This window comes from Roseibium sediminicola (assembly GCF_023156505.1).
GTDB classification, from domain to species: Bacteria; Pseudomonadota; Alphaproteobacteria; order Rhizobiales; family Stappiaceae; genus Roseibium; species Roseibium sediminicola.
Genome location: NZ_JALNMJ010000001.1, coordinates 228,480 through 253,459, shown reverse-complemented (window position 1 = coordinate 253,459; position 24,980 = coordinate 228,480). Strand labels below are relative to the sequence as shown.

Here is a 24,980-nt window from a genome sequence, read left to right as displayed (position 1 = left end):
TGCATCATGTCCGACAAGCCGTTCACCGCGGATAGACCAAGCGTTCCAACGTCTTGCCTAATTCACTGTCGTTTAAACCGGACAGCAGTGGGTCGAGCCATGGGGTGACAAAGGTGAGAAGCTTTTCATATTGAACACAGCCACGTCGGACAGGGGCACAGGTGCGACCGTGCCCCTCCAATTCAAGCCGTTTCCGCGGTCTCCGCGGGCATCTTGCGCAGGAGCCGTGTGGCCTCGTTGGCCGAGACGGCTTCGCCGAAGAAGTAGCCCTGCGCGTATTCGCAGCCGAGCTGGTAAAGCTCGAGGGCGTCATTTTCGCTCTCCGCGCCTTCCGCCACCACCGACATGCCGAGATCATGCCCCATGGCCACGATGGTTCGGAGCAGCACCGGCCGTGCCGAGGAGCCGCTGGGTTTGACGAAGGACTGATCGATCTTGATCGTGTCGAACGGGAAGCGCTGCAGATAGGACAGCGAGGAATGGCCTGTGCCGAAGTCGTCGAGCGATAGGCCGGCCCCCAGACCGCGCAGGCGCTCCAGCACCTTGGCGGAATATTCCGGGTTCGACATGACGAGCGACTCGGTCAACTCCAGTTTCAACGTGCCCGGCTCCACGGAGGTGCGCGACAGGACCGCCTTCACGTCGTTGATCAGGTCCTGCTTCAGGAGCTGGCGCGAAGACAGGTTGACCGAGGTGAAGAGCGGCCGCGGCATCGGGAATTCCCGCTGCCAGATGGCCAGCTGCTGGGCACCCTTGTCGAGCATATACATGCCGAGCTCGTTGATCAGGCCGGACTGCTCGGCGACCGGTATGAACTCCGACGGCGAAATCTTGCCGCGCTTCGGGTGGTTCCAGCGGGCCAGCACCTCGAAGCCGGCAACTCCCTGGTCCTCAAGCCGGATGATCGGCTGAAAGAACACCCCGAGGGTTTCCTTCTTGATCGCCTCGCGCAGATCCGCTTCCAGATCGACGATGTTCTTGTCGAGCGGACGCAGGATCGGCCGGAACACTTCCTGGCGGTCGCCGCCGAGCCGCTTGGCGTGGTTGAGGGCGATCTCCGCATTGGTGAGCATGTCCTCGACGCCCTGCTTGCCGCCCTCGAAAAAGGCGATGCCGACGGAACAGGTCAGGAAGATTTCGCGGTCGCCGAAGGTGATCGGCGCGCGCACGGCCTTGCGCAGCGAATCCGCCAGGGCGACGATCCGGTCCGGCTCCTGTTCCGACAGGAGCACGAGACCGTATTGGTCCCCGGACAGGCGCCCAAGCGTGTCCTGCTGGCCAATCAGCCGGCCGAGACGGCGGGCGACGGTCAACAGGATGCTGTCGCCGGCCGAAAGGCCGATGCTGTCATTGACCTGCTTGAACCGGTCGAGGTTCAGAACCAATATGGTAGGCTTGGCGGTCTCTTCCGCCTTGAAGCGCACGACGCTGGTACGCAACCGGTCGACAAAGAGTTCGCGGTTGGGCAGGCCGGTCAGGTTGTCATGCACGGCGTCGTGCAACAGGCGTTCTTCCGCCGTACGTTCCTCGGTGACATCGAGCAGCGTGCCGACACAGCGGATGACCTCGCCGTCCGAGCCGATGATAGGCCGGGCGCGCAGGCGGAACCATCGGAAATGGCCATCTTCCGAGCGCAGCCGGAAAGTCTGCACGACCTTGCCGCGGCGCTGGTCGATGACCGCGTCGAGCGTTGCCCGGAACCGGTCCCGGTCCTGGGGATGCAGGATGTCGAGCCAGTCGCGCGCCGGCCCCTCCAGGGTGCCGCGCTTGAGGTTGAGCATGTCCTCGACCTCGTTGCCCGTATAGATGCGGTCGCGGTCGATGTCCCAGTCCCAGATGATGTCGCCGGCCCCTGTCAGGGCGAGCGCCTTGCGCTCGATGTCGGAAATCAGCCCCTGCGCGATCGCGCCGCCCGCAAATGCATGCTGCATCACGGTGAAGCCGATCAGTAGAACGATCAGAACAAGGCCGCCGCCGAGCGCCGGCTGAACAATGTCGTTGGAAAGGTATCCGGTCACGGTCATGGCCGCACCGATCAGCCAGGCCATCAGCAGGCACCAGGTCGGGATCAGCAGGATCGCGCGGTCATAGTGCTGGAAGGCCAGCACCGCGACGGTGACGAAGCCCAGAAGGCCGATCATCGCGAGCGCCAGGCGGGCAATGCCGGCGGCGATCGACGGATCCCAGACCGCGACGCCCAGAAGGCCCAGAATGAGGATGAGCGTGGTCAGGGCCAGATGGGAATAGTGGATGTTCCAGCGGTTCAGGTTGAGATAGGCATAAAGGAAGATAATCAGGCTGGCCGCCAGCATCACTTCCGCGCAGGCCCTGGCGAGCTGGCTGCCGCCGCCCTCCAGATTGAAGACCATGCCCCAGAAACCGAAATCGATGCACAGATAGGCCAGAACTGACCAGGCGAGCGCCGCGGTCGCAGGGAACATGACGGTTCCCTTGACCACGAAGAGAATGGTCAGGAACAGCGCCAGAAGACCGGAAATGCCAAGAATGATGCCGCGGTAGAGCGTGTAGGCATTGACGGTTTCCTCATAGACATCCGGTTCCCAGACGCGGATCTCCGGCAGGTTCGGCGTGGTCATCTCGGCGACGAATGTGACAATCGAACCGGGGTCGAGCGTCACCAGAAAGACGTCCGCCTCCAGGCTTTTCTGGCGCTCGGGCGCAATGCCCTGGCTGGGCGTGATCGCCGCGATGCGCGAGGAGCCGAGATCCGGCCAGAACAGGTCCGAGCCGACCAGCTTGTAATTGGGAGCGACGATGAGCCTGTCGATCTGGTCGTCGCTGGTGTTGGCAAGCGAGAACACCGCCCAGTTGGTGTTGGTGCCATCGCGCGAGGGCACCTCGATCCGGCGCACGATGCCGTCGGCACCAGGGGCGGTCGACACCTGCAGGCGCGTTCCCGCCTCCCGGTGCAGTTCGATCGAATTGGTGATATCGAGCGCCTCGATATCGATCGGCACGGGGATCGGTTCCAGCGCCTGCGCGGGCAAAGCGGCAAGCAACGCCGCAATCAACGACAAAGCAATGACGAGGTTTCTAAACACGCTGCTGGTAGTATCCGGTCTCAAAATCGACATGGGGCGAAGAACTACCGGTTTGAGACGCATGTCACAAGAATTCTTTCAAGATTCCCTCAACGCTCGGAGCCACTCTCGAGGGCCGTGACGCATGATCTTCCGCCAAACAGGCAAACAGCAGGTGATCCTGCCAGGCACCGTTGATCAGCAGATAGTTGCGTGCGTAGCCTTCGCGTTGAAACCCTGCGTTTTCCAGGAGACGGATGGACGGCATGTTTGTCGGCAAACAGGCCGCTTCAATGCGATGAAGGTTCAAGACGTCGAAACAAAACGGCAAGATCATGGCGACCGCGGAAGACATGTGCCCTTTTCCCGCGTGCCGTTCTCCCATCCAGTAGCCAAGTGTCGCAGTCTGGCTGACGCCGCGGCGGATATTGCTCAAGGTCAACCCGCCCAGGATCTCGTTCGTCCTGGCCCGGAACAGCAGGAAGGACAGGCTGCGGCCTTCCTTGCGGTCGCGCGCGTAACGGCGCAAGCGCCGGCGGAAGCCGGTCTTGGTCAGGTCGTCGGAAGGCCAGAGCGGTTCCCAGGGTTTCAGAAAGACGCGACTTTCCTCGCGCAGCGCCGCCCAGGGCTTGAAATCGTACATGATCGGCGGACGCAGATAATAGCCGCCCGCTTCGATCATCAGTTCGGCGTCAGGTGATGTTCCCGGCCGTAGCAGCGCCATGCCCCCGCTCTCCGCCTTGTTCCTCAGTCCGCCACCAAACGGACGGAAGTCACATGGATGCCGCGCGCAGGACCTGGCTCTGCTGGAGCCTGTCCGCCAGTTCACGCGCGCTCATGATACCATCTACCGGGCCGATTGCCGTCAGTGTCGGCACGCTACCCACAAATGTCTCGTGGGCGACCCGGCGCAGATCGGCCGCGGTCACCGCCTCGATCTTGCTCGAAATCTCGTCCGGATCAAGCACCCGTCCATGCACCAGGATCTGGCGGGCGATCTGGCCGGCGCGCGCCGCCGGGCTCTCCAGGGCCATCATCAGGCCGGCCCGGATCTGGGCGCGTGAGCGTGCGACCTCCTCATCGGTGATGGTCTGCGCCGCCGACACCAGCTCATCGGTGATCATCGGCATAAGAGCGCCGAGATCTTCCTGGCTGGTGGCCGCGTGCAGACCGAACAGGCCGGTGTCGGAGAAAGCCCAGTGGAAACTGTAGATCGCGTAGCACAGACCATGTTTCTCGCGGATTTCCTGGAACAGCCGTGAGGACATGCCACCGCCCAGAACGGAGGCAAGGATCTGGATCGCGTAATAATCCTTGGATTTGTAGGGCTGGCCCTCGAAGCCGATCAGCACCTGGGCTTCCATGAGTTCCTTGGGACGCAAGGTTTCGCCGCCGCGATAACTGGCCTCGGTCTCCGCCGCGGCGGGTTCGCTGTTGAAACCGCCGAATTTCTCGCGCGCCATCGCCACGAGTGCTTCGTGATCGACGGCTCCGGCAGCCGCCAGAACCATGTCCGGCGCCCGGTAGCGTTCGCCGAGATAACTGTTCAGAGCGTCGCGGTTGAAGCCCTGCACCGTTTCCGGCGTTCCCAGGATCGGCCGGCCGATTGCCTGGTCCGGCCAGGCAGTTTCCTGGAACAGGTCGAAGGCCTGGTCTTCCGGGGAATCGTTGGCCGCGCCGATCTCCTGCAGGATCACATGCTGTTCGCGGGTGAGTTCCTGGGCATCGAAGGTCGAATTCTGCAGGATGTCGGCCAGGATATCGACCGCCAGCGGCGCGTCTTCCGCCAGGATGCGGGCGTAATAATTGGTGTGCTCGATGCTGGTGGAGGCATTGAGTTCGCCGCCGACCGCCTCGATCTCTTCCGCGATGCCCCGCGCCGTGCGGGTCTTGGTGCCCTTGAAGGCCATGTGTTCCAGAAGATGGGTGATGCCGTTCTGGTGCACGGTTTCGGCCCGCGAACCGGTGCGCACCCAGACGCCGAGCGCCGCCGTTTTCAGGTAGGGCATCTGGTCGGTCACGACCGTCATGCCATTTTCAAGAACCGTTGTTTTTACATTCATATAGTCACACCCCAGCGGTGACGGCCCGGGCGTGTTCTTCGATGAATCGTTCCACCACACCCTGCTCGGCCGCCAAAACCTGCTGGCGCTCCTCCGCACTCATCATGTCTTTCAGGTTTTCAGGCAAGTCCGGCCGCACACCGGCGGCTTCTTCGACCGCATCCGGGAATTTGGCCGGATGGGCCGTCCCCAGCACCACCATCGGCACCGACCCATCTTCGTGTTGCTTGGCCACATGCACGCCGATCGCCGTATGGGGGTCGAGCAGGTAGCCCGCCTCCGCATAGGTCTCCGCGATGGTCGCGGCCGTCTCCGCCTCGTTGCAGCGGCCCGCGCCGAACACCGCGCGCATCGCGGCCTGCGGCCCGTCCTCGATCGTGAAGCTGCCCGATTGGCCAAGCTGGTTCATCATCCGGCGCACGGCATCGCCGTCGCGGCCGCACACTTCGGCGAGCAGGCGCTCGAAGTTGGAGGACACCTGGATGTCCATGGACGGGGAAATGGTCGGCGTCACGCCGCGCTTTTCATAGCGGCCCGTCTCCAGCGTACGCGCCAGAATATCATTGACGTTGGTGGCAACGATCAGCTTCTCCACCGGCAGGCCCATCTGCATGGCGGCATAACCTGCGAAGATATCGCCGAAATTGCCCGTCGGCACGGTGAAGGAGACCTTGCGGTGCGGCGCGCCAAGGGCGGCACCTGCGACGAAATAATAGACGATCTGCGCCAGGATACGCGCCCAGTTGATCGAGTTGACCCCCGACAGGCGCACCTTGTCGCGAAACGCGAAGTGATTGAACATGCCTTTGACGATGGCCTGGCAATCGTCGAAATTGCCGGTCAGGGCAAGGGCATGCACATTATCCTCTGCCGGCGTCGTCATCTGGCGGCGCTGCACGTTGGACACCCGTCCATCCGGGAACAGGATGAAGATATCCGTGCGCTCGCGGCCCCGGAAGGCTTCGATGGCGGCGCCGCCGGTGTCCCCGGAAGTCGCGCCGACAATGGTGGCGCGCAGGCCGCGTTCGGCGAGCACATGATCCATCATGCGGCCGAGCAGCTGCATGGCCACATCCTTGAAGGCCAGCGTCGGGCCGTGGAACAACTCGAGAATGAAGGTGTTGGCGCCTGTCTGGACCAGCGGTGTCACCGCCGGATGCCGGAAACCGGCATAGGCATCGACAATCATCTCTTTCAGCGTGTCTTCGGCGATCGCACCCGCCACGAACGGCCGGATGATTTCAAAGGCGACATCGGCATAGGGCTTGCCGGCAAAAGAGGCGATGGTGTCCGCGTCGAATTGCGGCCAGGTTTCGGGAAGATAAAGGCCACCGTCGCGCGCCAGCCCCTGAAGCAGAACATCTGAAAATTCCAGTACCGGAGCTTCCCCACGCGTGCTGATATATTTCACCGCGCAACTTCCCTTTGCTTTGTTCGCTGCGGGACGTTTGCCGCCCCCTGCCCGTTGAGCCAGACTTTCAGATTACTTGAAACCCGGCGGATTTGAAACAAACCATGCCATTCATGCGACTTACGCGCCATAACATTCAAGCGCAAGTCGCTTTTGGCTAAAATGATGACTGTGGGGGAATAGATTGCCTGCCGGCGCGGCTTGGCCTTCCCGTCAGGCGTGGCCCGCGTCGGAGAACAGCATGGCCGGGTCGATCCCGAGAGAACCGAGCGCACGTTGCCACTTGGTTTCCGCTTCCCGGTCGAACAGGATGCCGGGATCGGCGGGCGCGGTCAGCCAGCCGTTCGACTGGATTTCGCTTTCCAGCTGACCGGGGCCCCAACCCGCATAGCCCAAGGCAAGGATTGCCTGCGCGGGTCCGGCCCCCTGGGCGAGGGCCCGCAGGATTTCCAGCGTCGCGGTGAGGCAGATGCCATTGTCGATGGTCAGGGTGGACTGGTTCAGCATGAAATCGTCGCTGTGCAGGACGAAGCCGCGCTCGACCTCGACCGGTCCGCCCTTGTGCACATTCATGCCGCGCACGGACGGCGGCAGGCGGATGGCGCTTTCGTCATTGACGATGTCCAGCTGGATCAGAAGTTCTTCCAGGGAGAGGTGGCGCGCCACCTGGTTGACCACCAGCCCCATCGCGCCTTGCTCGGAATGGGAGCACATGTATATCACGGAATGTTCGAACCGGCTGTCTGCCATGCTCGGCATCGCAATCAGAAACTGCCCTTCAAGGGTATCTGTTGCTTCGGTTCCTGCCATGCGTACCTCGTACTCTGTTGGCGCCCTCTGCCTTCCCTCGGAGCATAACTCCATTGCCGGGCTTTGTTAATGTCTGATTCCCCCGGGCGCGGCGCTCCGGCTTCACAACACCGTCACAAGGTTATGAACCCGCACGCCATTGTGAGCGATGACGCTTGCCTGAAACTCGTGTAGCAAGAAGGCATGAAAAAGCTCGTTGCACTTCTGCCCTTGCTCGCCCTGCTCCTGCCCGCCTCCGCCCGGGCGGCCATGACCGACTGGACCGAGGTTCAAGGCGGCGCCGTCCGCCTGATCGCCGCGGGTCCGTCGTCGGAAGGGCACTATCTGGCGGGTTTGGAATTCCTTTTGGAGCCGGGCTGGCACACCTACTGGCGCGCGCCCGGCGAAGCCGGCATCCCACCGCAGATTTCCATCGATAGCAGCAAGAACGTTAAAACGCTGGATGTGCTATATCCGGTACCGGAACGCTATTCAGACGGGTTTTCGAACTCGATCGTCTATCACGACGGCATTGTGCTGCCCCTGCTGATTACGCCCGAGGCACCAGAACAGACCGTCTCGCTTTCGATCGATCTTTTCTTCGGTGTCTGCAGCGACATCTGCGTTCCGGGAGACGCCGCTCTGACCCTGGACCTGAACGCCTCCATGCATGCAGACGATCTGGCGGACCGCCTGATCCGCCGGGACCTGGCCGCTGTTCCGGGCCCAGCCACAAGCGACGACTTCCGCATCCGGGCGGTCGAACTTGGCGAGAGCGGGGACACGCTCCGGATCGAGGCTGAGGTCGGCGATCATTCGAACACCGATCTTTTTGCTGCCGGCCCGGAAGGGTCGTTCATTGGACTTCCCGAACCCGCCAAACGCTCCGGAGGCAAGGCCGTCTGGATGCTGTCCACCAAGGGACTCTCAACCACGGCGGACGACACGACGCTCCGACTCGTTCTCAGCGCCGGCGGCAAGGCCATCGAGCATCTGGAGCCAATTGCGCCGGAATGGGTCAAGTAGCCGATCCGGCCCAAGTTGGACAGGCAGACGGTTTCACCCAAACGCACCCTCGACGTACGCGTGCAAACGCCCTATCTGTGCAGCGGGCTGCTTTCTTCCGCAGCCGCTCAGATAAGGGACAGTTGCTATGACACTCAAGGTTGGAGACCGGCTTCCGGAGGCCACATTCAATATCATGACCTCGGACGGCCCCGGCGAGATGACCACCGCCGACCTGACCTCCGGCAAGACGGTGGTGCTGTTCGGTGTGCCGGGCGCCTTTACCCCGACCTGTCACATGAACCACCTGCCCGGCTTCGTGGAACATGCAGAGACCCTGAAAAACAAGGGCGTAGACACCATCGCCGTGGTCTCGGTCAACGACGTCTTCGTCATGGATGCCTGGAAAAAGGCGTCCAACGCCGGTGACAGCGTCACCTTCCTGTCCGATACCGCCGCCGGCTTTGTCGAGGCCGCCGGTCTCGGTCTCGGTCCGGCGCCGATCTTCGGTCACCTGCGCTCACAGCGCTTCGCGCTGATCGCAAAAGACGGCGAAGTGACCTTCCTGGCCATCGAGGAAACTCCGGGCGAAGCCACCAAGACCGGCGCCGCCGCGATCCTGGAAGCGCTTGGCTGAGCCAATCGCGATAATTTCGAGAATGTTTAAGGGGCCGTCATGGCCCCTTTTTCTTGGGGCGATCGAGTGTTTCCGATCATGCAGTGAGGGCGCTGCGATTTGTGTTTCGTTGCCAAAGTTTTAGGAATGACAGCACCCTCGGTGTCTTCCCGGCCAAGCGTAGCGCGAGCCGGGACCCACTCTCAGATCCGCGTGCCAAAGCGTTGGGAGGATACAAAAGAGCGCTTCCTCTCATGCTCTCTGCAAACGAGTAGGCCCCGGGTCTCACTTCGTTCGCCCGGGGTGACACCGATATTTGTGGCGTGTCTGCCACATGCGATTGCGCTACTCTCCAAAGGGAGTAGGGGCATGCAATCAAAGCTTACCCGTCGACCTTCCTGCGCGGCCACAGGATGCTGGCGGCATAGGTCAGGAAGACGCCGATCAGGGTGGCGGCGAGGCCGAACCAGGTGAGCGCATAGCCAAGATGATCGTTTTTGAAGCGGACAATGGTTTCGCCGGCCTGTGGCAATCCGGACGGTGGCGTGAAATCAGCATCGAGATCTATGCTGTAGGGAGCCAGGGTCTTTTCGGATACGCCCAGGACGTCAGCCATTGCATCGGTATCGCGCGCAAACCAGATCCTGTCGTTCGGATCGGGTTCCGGCGTGGTCCAGTTCGGCTTTTCGCTCAGCCGCAGCAGGCCCGTCAACCGCCTGCCGCCTTCCGGCGGTGTCACCAGGCTGTCGCGCTCGGCCTGGTTCAGGCCCTGGGGAACGAAACCCCTGTTGATGAGCACCACCCAGCCTTCGTCGGTTTCAAACGGCGCATAAACCATCATCCCCGGACCGCCAAGGCGGCCTGCAGGCTTTTCAAGGGCGATGTAATAGAAAACGGCGCCGTCCAGAAAATGGCCGTTCAGGACGACATGCCGGTAGTCTGCGTCTTCAGAGAGCGACGCCCAGTCCGCCGGCCCCGGAGCCTCCACCGGATCAGCCGTAACACCGGCGGCCACCTGTTCGATCAGGTGTTCCTTCCAGGCCAGCCGGTCCAGCTGCCAGAAGCCGAGATAGAGCAGAATGGCAAGCGCAGCGCCGGCCGCAATCGTCGGGATCAGAAGTTTGCGCAAGGGCGCCATGGCAGAGATTTCTTGGTTCGCTGGAGGTCAGAAGATCAGTGGTCGTTGGTGCCGTCGTCCAGACGGCCCTCCTCCGCCTTGTGGCGGAACTGCAGGGCGATCATCAGGCCCTTGAGCGGCCGCAGGACCGCACCGGCAAGGATCACGGTCAACGGCAGCCACAGCACCATGTGAAGCCAGATCGGCGGCTGGAACGACAATTCGACAAACAACACCAGTCCGACGATGACAAAGCCGACCAGCATGATCACGAACACGGCCGGACCGTCGCCGCTGTCGGCGAAGGAATAATCCAGGCCGCAAGACAGGCAGGATTTCTTGACGCTCAGGAAGCCGTCAAACAGACGTCCCTGGCCGCAGCGCGGGCATTTGCCGGCAAGCCCTGCCGTTACCGGATTGACGGGCGGAAAATGTGCCTTGTCTTCCATGATTGCCTCACGATCGCGAAACGAAAACGCCCGATCCGTCAGACGGACCGGGCGCTGTCTCAGTCAGTGGCGGATGCCTAGTGAGCGGCCGGTGTGCCTGCGCCCCAGATGTAGATGGAGACGAACAGGAACAGCCAGACGACGTCAACGAAGTGCCAGTACCAGGCAGCGGCCTCGAAGCCGAAATGCTTCTCGACGGTGAACTGCCCCATCATCGCACGGACCAGGCAGACCGCCAGGAAGATGGTGCCGACAATCACGTGGAAACCGTGGAAGCCGGTCGCCATGAAGAAGGTCGCGCCGTAGATGTTGCCGCTGAAGCCGAACGCCGCATGGCCGTATTCGTAGGCCTGGCAGATGGTGAACAGTACACCGAGGATCACCGTCAGGGTGAGACCCCATTTGAGGCCGTCCCGGTCATTGTGCAGCAGCGCATGGTGCGCCCAGGTCACGGTGGTGCCGGAGCACAGCAGGATCAGGGTGTTGAGCAGCGGCAGGTGCCACGGGTCAAAGGTTTCGATGCCTGCCGGCGGCCAGTGTCCGCCAGTTGCCTCGACGCGGGCGTACTGGATGGCTTCGCCGGCGAACAGCGAAGCATCGAAATAGGCCCAGAACCAGGCGACGAAGAACATCACTTCGGAGGCGATGAACAGCAGCATGCCGTAACGCAGGTGCAGGGACACGACCCGTGTGTGATGACCCGCTTGGGATTCGCGAACGGTGTCGCGCCACCAGCCGAACATCACGTAAAGAACGATCAGCAGGCCGACCGCAAAGAGGCCCCAGCCCGTCAGGTTCATGCCCAGGAGCACGAATTCCGTGCCCTGCGCGTATTTCATGAAGCCGATTGCGCCAAGGGCCATGATGAACGCGCCCATGGACGCGATGAACGGCCACGGGCTCGGATCCACCAGGTGGTAGTCGTGGTTATTGGTATGTGCCTCAGCCATTGGCAAGCTCCCCAAAGACAGTCATATCATGCACGTTGCCGCGCAAATCGCTCACAGGTTCGTTTCAGCTTCGGCCGCACCGGCCTTGGCTGCAACGGGACGTTCCGGTTGTTCTACCGGGAAGAAGGTGTAGGACAAAGTGATTTCCTTCACTGATTTCAGCTCCGGATCCTTGTCCATTTCCGGGTCGACAAAAAAGACGACCGGCATTTCGACGGTTTCGCCACTGGCCAGTTCCTGCTCGGTGAAGCAGAAACAGTCCAGCTTGTTGAAATAGGCACCGGCGGTCGGCGGCGAGACGTTGAACGTCGATGTGCCCACCGTGGTCTCGCTGCCCTTGTTGGTGGCCAGATAGGCCAGTTGCGCGGTCTCGCCCATTTTAAGGGTCACGGACCGCTGTTTGGGCGCGAATTTCCAGGGCAGGTCATGGTTGACGTTGCCGTCGAAGCGGATGGTGACCATACGGTCGATCACGATGTCGCTCGCAGCATCGGCCACCTGAGTGGTGCCGCCGAAACCGGTGACCCGGCAGAAAAGATCATAAAGCGGCACCGCGGCATAGGCCGCGCCGACCATCAAGGCGAACACGCTGACGCATGTCACCGCAAGCTTGCGGTTGCGCCTGGCCAGATCCTTGCCTGTGTTGGTGTCGCTCACGCCGCCGTCCCTCACAGTGCCCTGTCCATCACGCCCGGTCCGAGCTTGATGATGGTGACGACGTAAAACAGGATGACGAGCGCCGCCAGCACGAGCGCGATTGCGACGGATCTCGAGCGGCGCTTTTTCTTCTGTTCATCCGTGAGCGTAATGCCCTTGTTCTCTTCCGCCATCACGCCAGCACTCCCGCGACCAGGCTCTCACCGAGCAGAAGGGCGAACAGCATGAACAGATAGAAGATGGAAAACTTGAACAGGCGCCAGCAGGCAGCCTTGGCGGCGTCGCCTTCGCGCTTGCGCCAGATGTCAAAGGACAGCGCCACGAAGATCGCGCTCAGCACAGCGGACGCGGCGCCATAGACCGGGCTGGCAAAACCGAGCAGGTACGGCGCAATGGCGACCGGTGCGAGCAGAACCGCATAGGCCAGAATGTGGTGACGGGTGCTGGTCTCGCCAGCGACCACCGGCAGCATCGGTACCTTGGCGGCGGTATAGTCGCCGTTCTTCACCAGCGCCAGCGCCCAGAAATGCGGCGGCGTCCACATGAAGATGATTCCGAACAGCACAAAGCTTTCCAGGCTGACGGAGCCGGTCACCGCTGCCCAGCCGATCATCGGCGGGAAGGCGCCCGCGGCACCGCCGATGACGATGTTCTGCGGCGTCGAACGCTTCAGCCACATCGTATAGACGATCACGTAGAAGAAGATGGTGAAGGCCAGGAACGCACCGGCGAACCAGTTCACCAGCAGACCCAGCGTGACCACAGAGCCGATGGACAGCGTGATGCCGAAGGCAAGCGCCTCGTCACGAGTGATCTTTCCGGCCGGGATCGGCCGCTTGCGGGTGCGCAACATGACTTCGTCAATGTCGGCGTCATACCACATGTTGAGCGCGCCGGACGCACCGGCGCCGATGGCAATGCACAGGATCGCGACCGCGCCGAGCACGGGATGCACCGAGCCAGGAGCCAGCATCAGGCCGACAAAGGCGGTGAAGATCACCAGGGACATGACGCGGGGTTTCAGGAGCGCCACATAGTCGCTCACCGATCCCATTCCACCGTCCCAGACGGCGCTGTCCTGGCCTATCGTATCCTGGCGCTCAACGAGCGACATGGGCGCGTCCTTTGAATTCTTGTTGCTTGCCCGCCTCACCACACGAGGGGTACCGGTCCGGGCAGATCTTACTTAAAGGCGGCACCGCGCCGTGTCCGGCGCGGTGCTGATCGTGAGCGGAGGCCTTGCCTCCCGCCGCAGCTTACTTGATGCGCGGCAGCGTTTCGAACTGGTGGAACGGCGGCGGAGAAGACAGGGTCCACTCCAGGGTCGTCGCGCCTTCGCCCCACGGGTTGTTGCCAACCGCGCGTTTCTTGGAAAAGGCCTCGAAGATGCCGAACAGGAACACCAGCACCGCAAAGGCGGAGATGTACGAGCCGATCGAGGACACCATGTTCCAGCCGGCCAGCGCATCCGGGTAGTCGACATAGCGGCGCGGCATGCCGTTCAGACCCAGGAAGTGCTGCGGGAAGAACACGAGGTTCACGCCGACGAAGGTGATCCAGAAATGGGCCTTGCCGATGGTCTCGTTGTACATGTAGCCGAACATTTTCGGGAACCAGTAGTACCAGGCCGCGAAGATCGCGAACACGGCGCCCAGCGACAGCACGTAGTGGAAGTGAGCCACCACGTAATAGGTGTCGTGGAAGGACCGGTCGAGGCCGGCATTGGCGAGCTGCACACCCGTCACACCGCCAACGGTGAACAGGAAGATGAAGCCGATCGCCCACACCATCGGGGTTTTGAAGTCGATGGAGCCGCCCCACATGGTCGCGATCCAGGAGAAGATCTTAACCCCGGTCGGGACCGCGATCACCATGGTGGCCGCCACGAAGTAGGCCTGGGTCTCGGAGGACATGCCGACGGTGTACATGTGGTGCGCCCACACGATGAAGCCGACGACGCCGATGGCGACCATGGCGTAGGCCATGCCGAGGTAACCGAAGATCGGCTTGCGGGAGAAGGTGGAAATGATGTGGCTGATGATGCCGAAGCCCGGCAGGATCAGGATGTACACTTCCGGGTGACCGAAGAACCAGAACAGGTGCTGGAACAGGATCGGGTCACCGCCGCCGGACGGCGTGAAGAAAGTGGTGCCGAAGTTGCGGTCCGTCAGCAGCATGGTGATGGCGCCCGCCAGAACCGGCAGCGACAGCAGCAGCAGGAACGCGGTGATCAGCACGGACCAGGCAAACAGCGGCATCTTGTGCAGGGTCATGCCCGGCGCGCGCATGTTGAAGATGGTCGTGATGAAGTTGATCGCACCGAGGATAGAGGACGCACCCGCGATGTGCAGGGACAGGATCGCAAGATCCATCGCCGGACCGGGCTGACCGGAGGTAGACAGTGGCGGGTAGATCGTCCAGCCGCCACCGACACCGTTGGCGCCCGGAGGTCCTTCAACAAAGAGTGACAGCAGCAGCAGCGCGAAGGCCGGCGGCAGCAACCAGAAGGAAATATTGTTCATGCGCGGGAACGCCATGTCCGGCGCACCGATCATAATCGGCACGAAGAAGTTGGCGAACCCTCCGATCATGGCCGGCATGACCATGAAGAAGATCATGATCAGACCATGCGCGGTCGTGAACACGTTGAACAGGTGCGGATCGCCGAAGTATTGCATACCCGGCTCCATAAGTTCCATCCGCATGCCGACGCTGAGCGCGCCGCCGATGATCCCGGCGATGATCGCGAAGATCAGATACAAAAGGCCAATATCTTTGTGGTTGGTCGAATAGACCCACCGGCGCCATCCATAGGGATGGTCATGTGCCGCATGTGCTTCGGTCGCAGCCATTTGGGGCTCCCTCTTTCAATCTCTTTCAGCGGCGCTGCGTGTCATCGCGCGCAATCACCAATCAGGCTCGCCGCCGCGTTATTTCGCGGCGACGGAAATCTGCTCAAGCTTGCCTGTCGCGGCAACCTTCTTTTTCGCATCCGCGAGGGCCGCATAGAGCTGCTCGTTGGCGGTGTCCAGGTCGTCCTGAGCCGCGGTCACCCACGCCTGGAACTGATCCCTGGAGACGACGCGTACCGCGATCGGCATGAACGCATGATCCTTGCCGCACAGTTCGGAGCACTGGCCGTAATAGACGCCTTCTTCGCGTGCATGGAACCAGGTCTCGTTCAGACGGCCCGGGATGGCATCGATCTTAACGCCAAAGGACGGCATGGCGAAGGCGTGGATCACGTCCGCGGCGGTCACCTGGAGACGCACGGTGGTGTCGACCGGGATCACGAGGTCGTAGTCGACGGCCAGAAGACGGGGTACCTCGTTGAGGCTGACACCGCGGGCCGTGGCAACCGCTTCGCGCTCATCATTGGCAACCATGATGGAATCGAAGGACAGGTCGCCCATGCCTTCGTCCGTGTATTCATAGCCCCAGTACCACTGGTACCCGGTCGCCTTGATGGTCATGTCGTATTCGGGAATGTCCAGCTGCTTGTAGAGCAGGCGGAAGGATGGGATCGCGATCACGACCAGGATCAGGATCGGCACAATGGTCCAGACCACTTCGATCAGGGTGTTGTGCGAGGTCCGGGACGGAACCGGGTTCGCCTTGGAGCTGAAGCGCACCATGCAGATAACCAGCAGAGCCAGCACGAACAGCGTGATGACGGTGATGATCACCAGTGTGAAGCCGTTGAACCAGGTGATGTCGTCCATCACATCGGTAACCGAGCTCTGAAACCCGAGCTGCCATTCCTTCATGCCGGATTCAGCTGCCAGGGCCGCCGTGGACGCTCCTGCCATAGTCGCCGCCATTCCGGCCATAGTCATGAGACGCTTGAAGACTGCCTTCACGTCCGCGCTCCCTTCCCTCAGCCGCCTTACCAGCGGCAAATGCATTAATTCCGGACTCAGATCCGGTCCAATCCGGTGCGGCAGTAGCGGGCTTGGCACGGCTGCGCAAGCCAAATCTGCTGCGTCCTGACGTTGGACCGGGTCACGAGAATGCCGGACTATAACCACAAACTCACATAAAGGGCGATGGGGACCATCGGACAGAGCGGCGATGTGCCGCATCATCCCACCGACACCTTCGTGCCGCACAAAAACCACAAGAAACGCCGTGCTGCAATGGAATTTCCAACTTTTCACAGGCGCCGTGGAGCCGCAATCATTTGACCAGGGTCAAGGACATGCGGATTTTCGACAAGAATTGCGATTATTCGTGGCGATCTTATCCGGGCCGACTGGAATCATCCGCAATCATGCGGCAATGTCGGGCCGGATCCCAAACCTTGATTCGCTTAACAGGGCCATTCCACCTGCTGGCCGGCCCCGGCGGACCGGACAACGATTGACTGGAGGATTTCTTGTCAACCCAATTGCTGCAGTCCATTTCAGCCCGTCTGACCGGACGCACCGGAACCTTTCTTTCCAAAACTGTTGCGGTTAGCTGCATTTTGCTCGGCAGTCTTGCGCAGGGCACTTTGCCGGCCCAGTCTCAGGGAGAAGTTCGTTCCGCCCATGGTGACTGGCAAATGCGCTGCGATACGCCGCCGGGCGCAAGCAGCGAACAATGCGCACTGATTCAAAACGTCACGGCCGCCGACCGCGAGAATGTGGGCCTGTCCGTCATAGTTCTGAAGACCGCGGACAAACAGGCCCGGATCCTGCGTGTCCTCGCGCCTCTCGGTGTGCTGCTGCCGTCCGGGCTCGGGCTGCGCGTGGACAATGCCGATATCGGGCGCGCCGGCTTCGTCCGCTGCCTTCCCAACGGCTGCATCGCGGAGGTGATCCTGGAAGATGACCTGCTCACCAAATTGCAATCGGGCGGCCAGGCCACGTTCATCATTTTCCAGACCCCGGAAGAAGGCATCGGCATTCCGATTTCCCTGAACGGTTTTTCGGCTGGCTTCGACGCCCTGCCCTGAAACCTCTCCAGGCATAGGCAACAGCTCAAAAGGCGCCCTTCGCGGCGCCTTTTTTGCTCGACACTGCCTCCCGGCCGCCTATTCCGCCGCCGCGTCGTGCTCGTCCTTTGTCGGATTCCGGCGCGGCGTCACCTTGTGCAGCTTGTCGGCGCCCGCATACATGCCCTGGGTCAACTGTTCCGCAAGGCGCTCCTCGTCCCGGTAGCGGACGTCTTCCTCGATCTGGTCGATCCGGTCGAGTGGCGTACCCAGCGCTTCCAGAGCCGCCCGGCCGAAGACCACGCTCGATTCGAAGGTTTCACGGATCTGGAAATCGACGCCGCGCTTGGTGAGATCCAGCACATGGGCGCGGTCGGTCGCCCGACAGAAGATCAGGGCGTCCGGGAACCCCTCCCGGATCAGATCGATTGCCTTGCCCATGACCTTGTCGTTTTCGATACACATGGCCACCAGTGTTGCCTTGCCCGCGCCGGCCGCCGCCAGCACGTCGGCGCGGGTGGCGTCTCCGTAATAGACCTTGTAGCCCTGCTTGCGCGCATATTCGATCCGGTCCGGCCGGTTGTCGATGGCCGTGATCTCCAGCCCCTCGGAAGTGAGGATCTGCGCAACCACCATGCCAAAGCGGCCGAAACCGATGACAAGAACGGTCGGTGTCGCCTCCTCGAATGTCTCGATAGACGGATTTTCAATGCCTCGCGCCTTGGCACGCTCGGCCAGCCAGTCCAGACCGAGGCAAGCTACCGGGGTCAGCAGCATCGACAGAATGACAATGGCATTGAGCAGGTTGGCCGTGGAGTAGTTCAACAAGCTGTTGCCGATTGCGGCGGTGAACAGAACGAACGCGAATTCGCCGCCCTGCGGCAGCGTTACCGCAACGCGCATGGCATCGGAATTGGAAGAGCCCGTTGCCCGGGACAAGGTCCACAGGAAGATACCCTTGACACCCATGACGATCAGGACGCCCGTTGCCACGAACAGCCAGTTCGCCATCACCAGCGCGATATTGAGCGACATGCCAACGGCGACGAAGAACAGGCCCATCAGCAGCGACCGGAACGGTTCGATGTCCGCCTCGAGCGTGTGCCGGAAACTCGATTCGGCCAGCAGCACGCCGGCCAGGAACGCGCCCAGTGCCATCGACAGGCCGACCGAATGCATTATCCCGGCGCTGCCGAGCGCAACCAGCAGGGCCGCCGTCAGCATCACCTCGCGCGCGCGGCTGGCCGCCAGGAACAGGAACACGGGCGAGATCAGGTAGCGACCTGTCAGAACAACCGCCGCCACGGCCGCGAGGACGATCATGATCTCGCTGGCGATCTGCGAGAACGTCGAAGGGCCTTCCCCCGGGGCCAAGATGGCGACCATTGCCAGGAGCGGGACGATGGCGATGTCCTGCAACAGAAGGATTCCGAAGGCACGCTGGCCGTAGGCCGAGGACAATTGGCCGCGTTCCTGGAGAATCTGCAGGGCAAAGGCGGTGGACGACAGGGCGAGGCCAAATCCGGCAATCAGGCTTGTCGAGAATGGATAGCCGGCCAGACGGCCGATTCCGTAAAGGGTTATACCGGTCAAAATGACCTGCGCCGTGCCGAGCCCGAAAATGTCGCGCTTCATGCGCCAGAGTTTGTGCGGGTCGAGCTCAAGTCCGATCACGAACAGAAGCAGCACCACGCCGAGCTCGGCGACATGCAGAACATCCTCACCGGAGCCCAGCAGCGCCAGACCGTGTGGGCCGATAGCCGCCCCGGCTGCGAGATACCCGACCACGGAGCCAAGCCCCAGACGTTTCGCGATCGGCACGGCAACGACCGTCGCCGCCAGAAACACGATCGATTCGGCGAAAAACGGAGGGGCTCCTTCTGTGGCCATTGTCTCTCCCTTGCTGTCCGGCCAGGCTGTCTCCCGTTGGGGAGCGGTGCAGTCCACCTGATTCCAGCGTAGCAAAGAATACGCCTGATCCCTGCCTCAATTCCAGCATTGCCCGCATAAAAGTGCTTTGTTTTCAGTCAAAAGGCCTTTGATAGATCAAATGTGAACAAATCCGATGGCCGAACGGGGCCGTTTGTGCCGGTCGGGTCAAAAAGTCCGGTGAGAATTGACAGGATCAGACAAGTCCGTGCAGCGACAGAAACGATCGGAAGGCAACTACGTCCGTGTAGACGTGGCCGGTCAGCCCCGCCTCTTCCGCCCCCCTGACATTTTCCGCCTTGTCGTCGACAAAAGCGGTTTCTTCCGGCGCATAGCCATAATGCGCGCAGATGCTGCGGTAGATGGCCGGATCCGGTTTGCGCAGCTTGAATTCCGCCGAGACATGCGCCTTCTCGCCAAAAATCTCGATCGTCTCCGGAGCACAGACGGGGAGAGCCGCCTTCAGCATCATGCCGTTATTGGTCAGAAGGGCGACATCCGCCGTGGCTTTGAGCTGCCGGACAAGGTCCAGGACATCCGGACGGGCACGCATCATCTTGCGGCGGATGTCACACCAGGTGTCGAAATCGATCGGATAATCCAGGAGCTCCGCGAACTGGGCGAGATAGCCTTCCGCCGTATCCGGTGTGCCGGCCTCGGCCGCATCTTCATGCGGCCCGCCCCACACGGCGGCATCGATCTCCGCCGCCGGGCGGCCTGTCAGCTCTTCAAGCAGCTTCAACCGGACCGGATGCTTATAATCATAGAGCACCTGATCCATGTCGAAGATGACAAACCGGATGGAGGGCATTGCCAGACTTCCGTCCTCAGCGCACTCAGACCGCCGTTCCGCCAATCGTCATGGCATTGATGCGCATGGACGGCTGGCCGACGCCGACCGGCACGCCCTGGCCCTGCTTGCCGCAGGTGCCCATGCCGGGATCGAGCTGCATGTCGTTGCCGATCATCGATACGCGCGTCAAAGCGTCCGGGCCGTTGCCGATCAGCATCGCACCTTTCAGCGGCGCACCCACCTTGCCGTTTTCGACCCTGTAGGCCTCGGTGCAGGAGAACACGAACTTGCCTGAGGTGATGTCAACCTGGCCGCCACCGAAGGAAACGGCATAGATGCCGTCCTTGACGGAGCGGATGATCTCTTCCGGCTCCTTGTCGCCGGCCATCATCACCGTGTTGGTCATGCGCGGCATCGGGATGTGCGCATAGGACTGGCGCCGGCCGTTGCCGGTCGGTTCCATGCCCATCAGACGGGCGTTCTGGCGGTCCTGCATGTAGCCTTTCAGGATACCGTCCTCGATCAGCACCGTCTTGCTGGCAGGCGTGCCTTCGTCGTCAACGGTGAGTGATCCCCGCCGGTCCGGGATGGTGCCATCATCGACAATGGTCACGCCCGGGGCCGCCACGCGCTCCCCCATCAGGCCGGCAAAGGCGGAAGTTTTCTTGCGGTTGAAATCGCCCTCCAGGCCGTGGCCAACCGCTTCATGGAGCAGAATGCCCGGCCAGCCGGGGCCGAGCACTACATCGAACGTGCCCGCCGGTGCCGGAACGGCTTCCAGATTGACCAGCGCCTGACGAAGCGCCTCGTCGACCCCGCCCTGCCAGTTCTCCGTGGTGATGAACCGCTCGAAGCCCTCGCGTCCTCCACAGCCGAAGGAGCCGCTTTCCTGGCGGTCGCCACTCCCGGCGACCACGGAGATGCTCAAACGCACCATCGGACGGACATCGCGTACCAGATGCCCGTCGGCGCGCAGGATTTCCACCACCTGCCAGGAGCCAGCCAGCGACGCGGACACCTGGCGGACCCTCGGATCCTTGGCACGCGCATAGGCATCGATTTCCTGCAGCAGCTTGACCTTGTCCTCGAAGCTGGGGCCGCCGAGCGGATTGGCATCGGAATAGAGCGAGAGATTGGTGCGCGCGGGCGGCGCGGCATAACTACCGGAATAGCCCTTCTTGACGGCGCTGACGGCTTCCGCCGCGCGCTGAAGCGCGCCTTCGGAGATATCGCCGGCATGGGCATAGCCGGCGGCTTCGCCGGCAACGGCCCGCAGGCCGAAGCCCTGGGCGGTGTCATAGTTGGCGCCCTTCAGGCGGCCATTGTCGAAAACCAGTCCTTCGGTCTGCCGGTACTCGACAAACAGCTCGCCGTCATCCGCGCCGGAAAGCGCCTCCCCGGTGATCCGTTTGGCGGTCTCCAGCCCGAGGCCGGAGGATTCAATGAGATCGGTGGTGGAAAGGGTCATGTGCAAGTCCTGAATTTGCCCTGAAAGCCGGGCCGTTGCGATTCACCCGGCTCGATGGGGTGGCTTCGCCTTTGACCTCAACATAGGTGTTTTGGCGCACAAATCACCCCAAAAGCTCCGAAATCCACTTGCCGATTTTTAATCTTGAATATTGAAATCATATTTATCAATGATCATGAAAACGTGTCTGCTCGTCATGCATCCGATAGCCGGTCAGCCGGAACTCTTGGTTTGCCGGACGGGTCCACGGAGTCCAAACGTTTGCAGGATCTGGCAATCCGCCGCAAGGACCGTGCGATGGAACTGGTCTGCAACTGGGCAACCTTGCCCGAATGGGCCAAGGTCATGTCGCTCTGCCACACCTGAACGGACGCGACTTGCGTTCACCGCCTATCTTCCGGATGACGCGGAATTCATTGGTTCGAGCCCGGCTAAGGCTTGCTCAGACCCGTCCGTTTGCCGTACAAGACTGGCGTAGAACAAGATCAAACAAGGCCCCAGTTCCGCCAATGATGAACCGCTACGAAAATCCGCGCATTCCAAGCGAAGCGCGCATCCGCTATCTGGATGGCGACTACCAGGTGGAAACGCCGGGCACTTTCGTGCGTTGCGCGGTGACCGGAACAGCCATCCCGCTCGACGAACTCAAATACTGGTCGGTCGAGCGCCAGGAAGCCTATGTCGACGCCCAGGCGTCGATGACGCGCTATCTCGAAGGCAAGTAGGTCCCGCAAGGTTCAGCCGGACAGTTTGCGCCGCCGCAGCGTTTCCTTGATGAGGCCGGCGAGCCGGTCCTCATTGTCAATCTCCATGCGCACCTCCAGCACTTCCGTGCTGGATGCAATCCAGTGAAACAATTCACCGCTTGAGGTTTCCAGCCGGGCCATGTCCTTGGACGTGGTCACGAGCGTCAATCCCGCTTCTTCGGCTTCGGTGAGCAACGCCTGGATATCGGCCTGGGTATAGGCATGGTGATCCGGGAAGATCCTGGTTTTCCGAACCTCGTACCCTTCCGCTTTCAGCGTCGCAAAGAATTTCTGCGGCCTGCCGATCCCGGCAAAGGCGAACAGCTTGCGGCCGACAAGATCCTCATTCGGCTGCGGCTTCATATGGGCATGCAGGATCGGCAGCCCCTTGCGTCCCGCAAGATGCACCGCGGGCTCCGCGGCATCGCCTTCCCCAACCAGGATCAGACAGTCGGCTTTCAGCATCTGTTTGACCGCCGGTGCCCGGAGCGGGCCGGCGGGCAGGCACCTGCCGTTGCCGAAGCCCGTGGCGCAGTCGACCAGCACGAGACTGAGATCCTTGGCCAGCGCCGGGTTCTGAAACCCGTCATCCATGAGGATCACATCGACCTCCTGCTGTTCCGCAAGCCGGGCGCCGGCTGGCCTGTCCGCGGCAATCACCGTCGGCCCGTGCCGGGAAAGAAGTAGGGCCTCGTCGCCGACTTCATCGGCATTGTGCGTGTCGGCCTCCACCAGCAGCGGTCCCCTGGCAAAGCCACCGTAGCCGCGCAGCAGAAACCCGGGCCGCGCCCCCTCTTCGCGAAGACGATGCGCCAGTTCAATCGCGAACGGCGTCTTGCCGGTGCCGCCAACCACAAAATTGCCGACACAAATCACCGGCAGGCGGCTCTTTGTCTTTGGCCGTTTCAACATCCGCCGGCCCGCGATCAGGCCGTAGATCCAGCCGACGGGACGCAGCAGCAGTCCCGCGATGGTGAAACCGGGCGTCCACCAGAAGTCAGGCGCCGTCTTCACGCGTGACCTCCGGCGCCTGCGTGCCGCGGTGCCCGGCAAGATAGGGGGCCAGATAATCCAGGCTCTTGTCGAGCGCCCCCCGCCCCGCTTCTACCAGCGTGCGTGCCCTAGATGCCTGTCGCTGGGCTTTCGCCGGTTCGGACAGGAGCCGGCCAATACGTTCGCCGAGTTCCTCCGGCGTTTCCGCCTTCCCGGCGGCGTTGCCGATCCAGAAGTCCTTGTAGACGGCACGCGCGTTCGATACGCGCGGACCCGTGACCAGCGCGGAGCCGGACAAGGCGGCTTCAACAGGATTGTGCCCGCCAGCATCGGTGAAGGAGCCGCCGAGAAACGTCACCGGAGCCAGGCTATAAAAAAGTCCCATCTCGCCAAGCGTATCACCAAGATAGACATCGGTAGACGCTGAGATTGGCTCACCCAGGCTGCGCCGCGCAAGTCTCATTTGCCGGTCCGTCACCAATCCTGCGACCTCGTCGGTGCGTGTGGGGTGGCGTGGCACCAGCATCAGGAGCAGATCCGGGAAATCCCGCCGCAGTTTTTCCTGGACGGCCAGCGCAATGTCGTCCTCGCCGGAATGCGTCAGCGCGGCCAGCCAGACCGGCCGCTCCCCGATCTCGGCCTTGAGCCGGGTGAGCTCGTCACGATCCACGGCCGGATCGGTTGCATCGAATTTCAGATTGCCGGGGATCGCAACCCTCTTGCAGCCCAGGCGCTTGAACCGCTTTGCATCCGCGTCAGACTGGGCGAGCACGAGGTCGAGGCACTGGAAAATGTATCTGGCGATCTTCGGCAACCTGGACCAGCTCCGGTGCGACCTGTCGGAGAGCCGCCCGTTGAGCAGCACGAAGGGTGTGACCCGCCGGCGCATTTCGTCGAACAGGCACGGCCAGATCTCGGATTCCACGACCATCACAAGGTCCGGCGACCAGTGGGCCAGGAACCGTGCGACGGGGCCCGGCGCATCGTAAGGCACGAACTGGTGCAGCGCGCCCTTCGGCAAGCGTTGCTGGGCGAGTTCCGCGGCCGTCACCGTGACAGTTGTCAACAGCACCTTGTGACCGGCCTCCGCCAGCCTGTCGACCAGAGGCAGCACCGACATGGTTTCGCCGACACTGGCGGCATGGATCCAGACCAGGCTGCCTTCGGGTCGTGGCGTTTGCGGATATCCGAAGCGTTCGCCCTTTCGCGCCGGTATCTCCTTGCCGGACCGGCTGCGCAGGGAAAACAACAGATTGAACAAGGGGGTCAGGGCGCGTGCGCAGCCCCGATAGGCGCTGATCAGAAAAGGGCGCCGCTCAGCCATCCGACCTGCCGACCAGTTCATAGGCCCGCCGGGTCGCCACGTTCAACCCCTCTTCAACCTGCAGCCGGTAGGTTTCAAGCGCGTCTTCTTCCGTGTCCCCGGGAACCCAGATCAAGTCGCCGACGGCAATGCTGCCGCGGCCGAACGGCAGGTTGACGCTGGCCTTGTCCCAGCTGTTGAGCTCGATGCTGCGGCTGGTGGCAACCGCTACCGGCAGGATCGGGCGTCCGGAATGCTTGGCAAGCTGGACGATGCCGACGCCGGACTGGCGCGACGGTCCCTTGGGCACATCCGCGGTCATAGCAATGGAATAGCCGTCCTTCAGCGCACGGAGCGCCTCAATAAAGCCTTTCATGCCGCCGCGCTTCTTGATCTGGCGGGCGTTGCGTCCACCCGACGCGCGGATCAGGCCGAGGCCGAACTTGCTTGCCGCGATCGCATTGACCTCGCCGTCGGCGGATCTGGAAATCATCACCTTGGCCGGCCAGTGTTTCGGCTTGGCGAACGGCACCATGAAGTGCTGACCGTGCCACATGGCCACGATCACAGGCAGGTCCTGCTCGGTTTGCTCGTGCACACCCTCCGGCTCGACAACGAACCGGTTGGTGTAATAGACCAGTTTCAGATATCCGGCGAGCAGGGAGCCGATCGTGGCGAGGACCCAGGGCTGCCGGCCAAGGCGTTTGATCATTTTTGTTTTTGCCTGAAAATTCC

General features: G+C 62.0%; 23 protein-coding genes. 4 read left to right on the top strand and 19 right to left on the bottom strand.

Annotated elements, in window-relative coordinates:
• Positions 1-182: 182 nt before the first annotated feature.
• The 5 genes from M0H32_RS01100 to M0H32_RS01080 form a co-directional block, all read right to left on the bottom strand.
• The gene (locus M0H32_RS01100; RefSeq protein WP_248149639.1) at positions 183-3,095 is read right to left on the bottom strand and encodes an EAL domain-containing protein; all 2,913 of its coding nucleotides are present in this window, start codon (positions 3,093-3,095) and stop codon (positions 183-185) included.
• A gap of 31 nt (positions 3,096-3,126) precedes the next feature.
• Positions 3,127-3,765: a GNAT family N-acetyltransferase gene (locus M0H32_RS01095; RefSeq protein WP_425607280.1), complete on the bottom strand. Its 639-nt coding sequence runs from the start codon at positions 3,763-3,765 to the stop codon at positions 3,127-3,129.
• A 49-nt stretch (positions 3,766-3,814) separates the two neighbouring features.
• The gene (locus tag M0H32_RS01090; protein ID WP_248149637.1) at positions 3,815-5,104 is read right to left on the bottom strand and encodes a M16 family metallopeptidase; all 1,290 of its coding nucleotides are present in this window, start codon (positions 5,102-5,104) and stop codon (positions 3,815-3,817) included.
• A gap of 4 nt (positions 5,105-5,108) precedes the next feature.
• Positions 5,109-6,515, bottom strand: a complete 1,407-nt coding sequence (gene thrC / locus M0H32_RS01085; protein WP_248149636.1) for a threonine synthase — start codon at positions 6,513-6,515, stop codon at positions 5,109-5,111.
• A gap of 213 nt (positions 6,516-6,728) precedes the next feature.
• Positions 6,729-7,325 (bottom strand): YqgE/AlgH family protein, encoded by a 597-nt coding sequence (locus tag M0H32_RS01080; RefSeq protein ID WP_248149634.1) that lies wholly within the window; start codon positions 7,323-7,325, stop codon positions 6,729-6,731.
• Positions 7,326-7,508: 183 nt separating this feature from the next.
• Between M0H32_RS01080 and M0H32_RS01075 the strand changes: the two genes are divergently transcribed.
• Entirely contained in the window at positions 7,509-8,330 is an 822-nt protein-coding gene (locus M0H32_RS01075; protein WP_248149632.1) for a protein-disulfide reductase DsbD domain-containing protein, read from the top strand.
• Positions 8,331-8,457: 127 nt separating this feature from the next.
• A complete protein-coding gene (locus M0H32_RS01070) occupies positions 8,458-8,946 on the top strand; it encodes a peroxiredoxin (protein WP_248149630.1) in 489 nt (162 codons plus the stop codon).
• Between the two features lie 361 nt (positions 8,947-9,307).
• Here the strand turns inward: M0H32_RS01070 and M0H32_RS01065 are convergent, their stop codons facing one another.
• The 8 genes from M0H32_RS01065 to coxB form a co-directional block, all read right to left on the bottom strand.
• Positions 9,308-10,063, bottom strand: a complete 756-nt coding sequence (locus tag M0H32_RS01065) for an SURF1 family protein (RefSeq protein WP_248149628.1) — start codon at positions 10,061-10,063, stop codon at positions 9,308-9,310.
• A 35-nt stretch (positions 10,064-10,098) separates the two neighbouring features.
• Positions 10,099-10,491, bottom strand: coding sequence for a DUF983 domain-containing protein (locus M0H32_RS01060; protein WP_248149626.1), 393 nt, complete (start codon positions 10,489-10,491; stop codon positions 10,099-10,101).
• Between the two features lie 77 nt (positions 10,492-10,568).
• Positions 10,569-11,441 carry a cytochrome c oxidase subunit 3 gene (locus M0H32_RS01055; protein WP_248149623.1) on the bottom strand — a complete coding sequence of 291 codons (873 nt, stop codon included), beginning with the start codon at positions 11,439-11,441 and terminating at the stop codon, positions 10,569-10,571.
• Between the two features lie 51 nt (positions 11,442-11,492).
• Positions 11,493-12,098 carry a cytochrome c oxidase assembly protein gene (locus M0H32_RS01050; RefSeq protein ID WP_248149620.1) on the bottom strand — a complete coding sequence of 202 codons (606 nt, stop codon included), beginning with the start codon at positions 12,096-12,098 and terminating at the stop codon, positions 11,493-11,495.
• Positions 12,099-12,109: 11 nt separating this feature from the next.
• Entirely contained in the window at positions 12,110-12,271 is a 162-nt protein-coding gene (locus tag M0H32_RS01045) for a hypothetical protein (protein ID WP_248149618.1), read from the bottom strand.
• Positions 12,271-13,212 carry a heme o synthase gene (locus M0H32_RS01040; protein WP_248149615.1) on the bottom strand — a complete coding sequence of 314 codons (942 nt, stop codon included), beginning with the start codon at positions 13,210-13,212 and terminating at the stop codon, positions 12,271-12,273. Before M0H32_RS01040 ends, M0H32_RS01045 begins: the two co-directional genes overlap by 1 nt.
• Positions 13,213-13,354: 142 nt before the next feature.
• A complete protein-coding gene (ctaD, locus tag M0H32_RS01035) occupies positions 13,355-14,950 on the bottom strand; it encodes a cytochrome c oxidase subunit I (RefSeq protein ID WP_248149612.1) in 1,596 nt (531 codons plus the stop codon).
• A 78-nt stretch (positions 14,951-15,028) separates the two neighbouring features.
• Positions 15,029-15,934 (bottom strand): cytochrome c oxidase subunit II, encoded by a 906-nt coding sequence (gene coxB / locus M0H32_RS01030; protein ID WP_248150526.1) that lies wholly within the window; start codon positions 15,932-15,934, stop codon positions 15,029-15,031.
• A 626-nt stretch (positions 15,935-16,560) separates the two neighbouring features.
• On the opposite strand from coxB, the gene M0H32_RS01025 reads away from it, so the two are divergent.
• On the top strand, positions 16,561-17,034 hold the full coding sequence (locus M0H32_RS01025; RefSeq protein ID WP_248150523.1) for an invasion associated locus B family protein: 474 nt from the start codon (positions 16,561-16,563) through the stop codon (positions 17,032-17,034).
• 78 nt (positions 17,035-17,112) lie between these two features.
• On the opposite strand, the gene M0H32_RS01020 is transcribed toward M0H32_RS01025, so the two are convergent.
• The 3 genes from M0H32_RS01020 to tldD all read right to left on the bottom strand — a co-directional run bounded on the left by M0H32_RS01020 (position 17,113) and on the right by tldD (position 21,203).
• The gene (locus tag M0H32_RS01020; protein WP_248149610.1) at positions 17,113-18,903 is read right to left on the bottom strand and encodes a monovalent cation:proton antiporter-2 (CPA2) family protein; all 1,791 of its coding nucleotides are present in this window, start codon (positions 18,901-18,903) and stop codon (positions 17,113-17,115) included.
• A gap of 235 nt (positions 18,904-19,138) precedes the next feature.
• Positions 19,139-19,753 (bottom strand): HAD family hydrolase, encoded by a 615-nt coding sequence (locus tag M0H32_RS01015; protein WP_248149607.1) that lies wholly within the window; start codon positions 19,751-19,753, stop codon positions 19,139-19,141.
• A 25-nt stretch (positions 19,754-19,778) separates the two neighbouring features.
• A complete protein-coding gene (tldD, locus tag M0H32_RS01010; RefSeq protein WP_248149604.1) occupies positions 19,779-21,203 on the bottom strand; it encodes a metalloprotease TldD in 1,425 nt (474 codons plus the stop codon).
• 509 nt (positions 21,204-21,712) lie between these two features.
• On the opposite strand from tldD, the gene M0H32_RS01005 reads away from it, so the two are divergent.
• Entirely contained in the window at positions 21,713-21,928 is a 216-nt protein-coding gene (locus M0H32_RS01005; protein WP_248149601.1) for a DUF2093 domain-containing protein, read from the top strand.
• A 12-nt stretch (positions 21,929-21,940) separates the two neighbouring features.
• Here the strand turns inward: M0H32_RS01005 and lpxK are convergent, their stop codons facing one another.
• Genes lpxK through M0H32_RS00990 form a run of 3 tightly spaced genes read right to left on the bottom strand, consistent with a single transcriptional unit; the run spans position 21,941 to position 24,957 of the window.
• Positions 21,941-22,963 carry a tetraacyldisaccharide 4'-kinase gene (gene lpxK / locus M0H32_RS01000; protein WP_248149599.1) on the bottom strand — a complete coding sequence of 341 codons (1,023 nt, stop codon included), beginning with the start codon at positions 22,961-22,963 and terminating at the stop codon, positions 21,941-21,943.
• The gene (locus tag M0H32_RS00995) at positions 22,947-24,266 is read right to left on the bottom strand and encodes a 3-deoxy-D-manno-octulosonic acid transferase (RefSeq protein ID WP_248149597.1); all 1,320 of its coding nucleotides are present in this window, start codon (positions 24,264-24,266) and stop codon (positions 22,947-22,949) included. Before M0H32_RS00995 ends, lpxK begins: the two co-directional genes overlap by 17 nt.
• On the bottom strand, positions 24,259-24,957 hold the full coding sequence (locus M0H32_RS00990; protein WP_248149595.1) for a lysophospholipid acyltransferase family protein: 699 nt from the start codon (positions 24,955-24,957) through the stop codon (positions 24,259-24,261). Before M0H32_RS00990 ends, M0H32_RS00995 begins: the two co-directional genes overlap by 8 nt.
• Positions 24,958-24,980 lie beyond the last annotated feature (23 nt).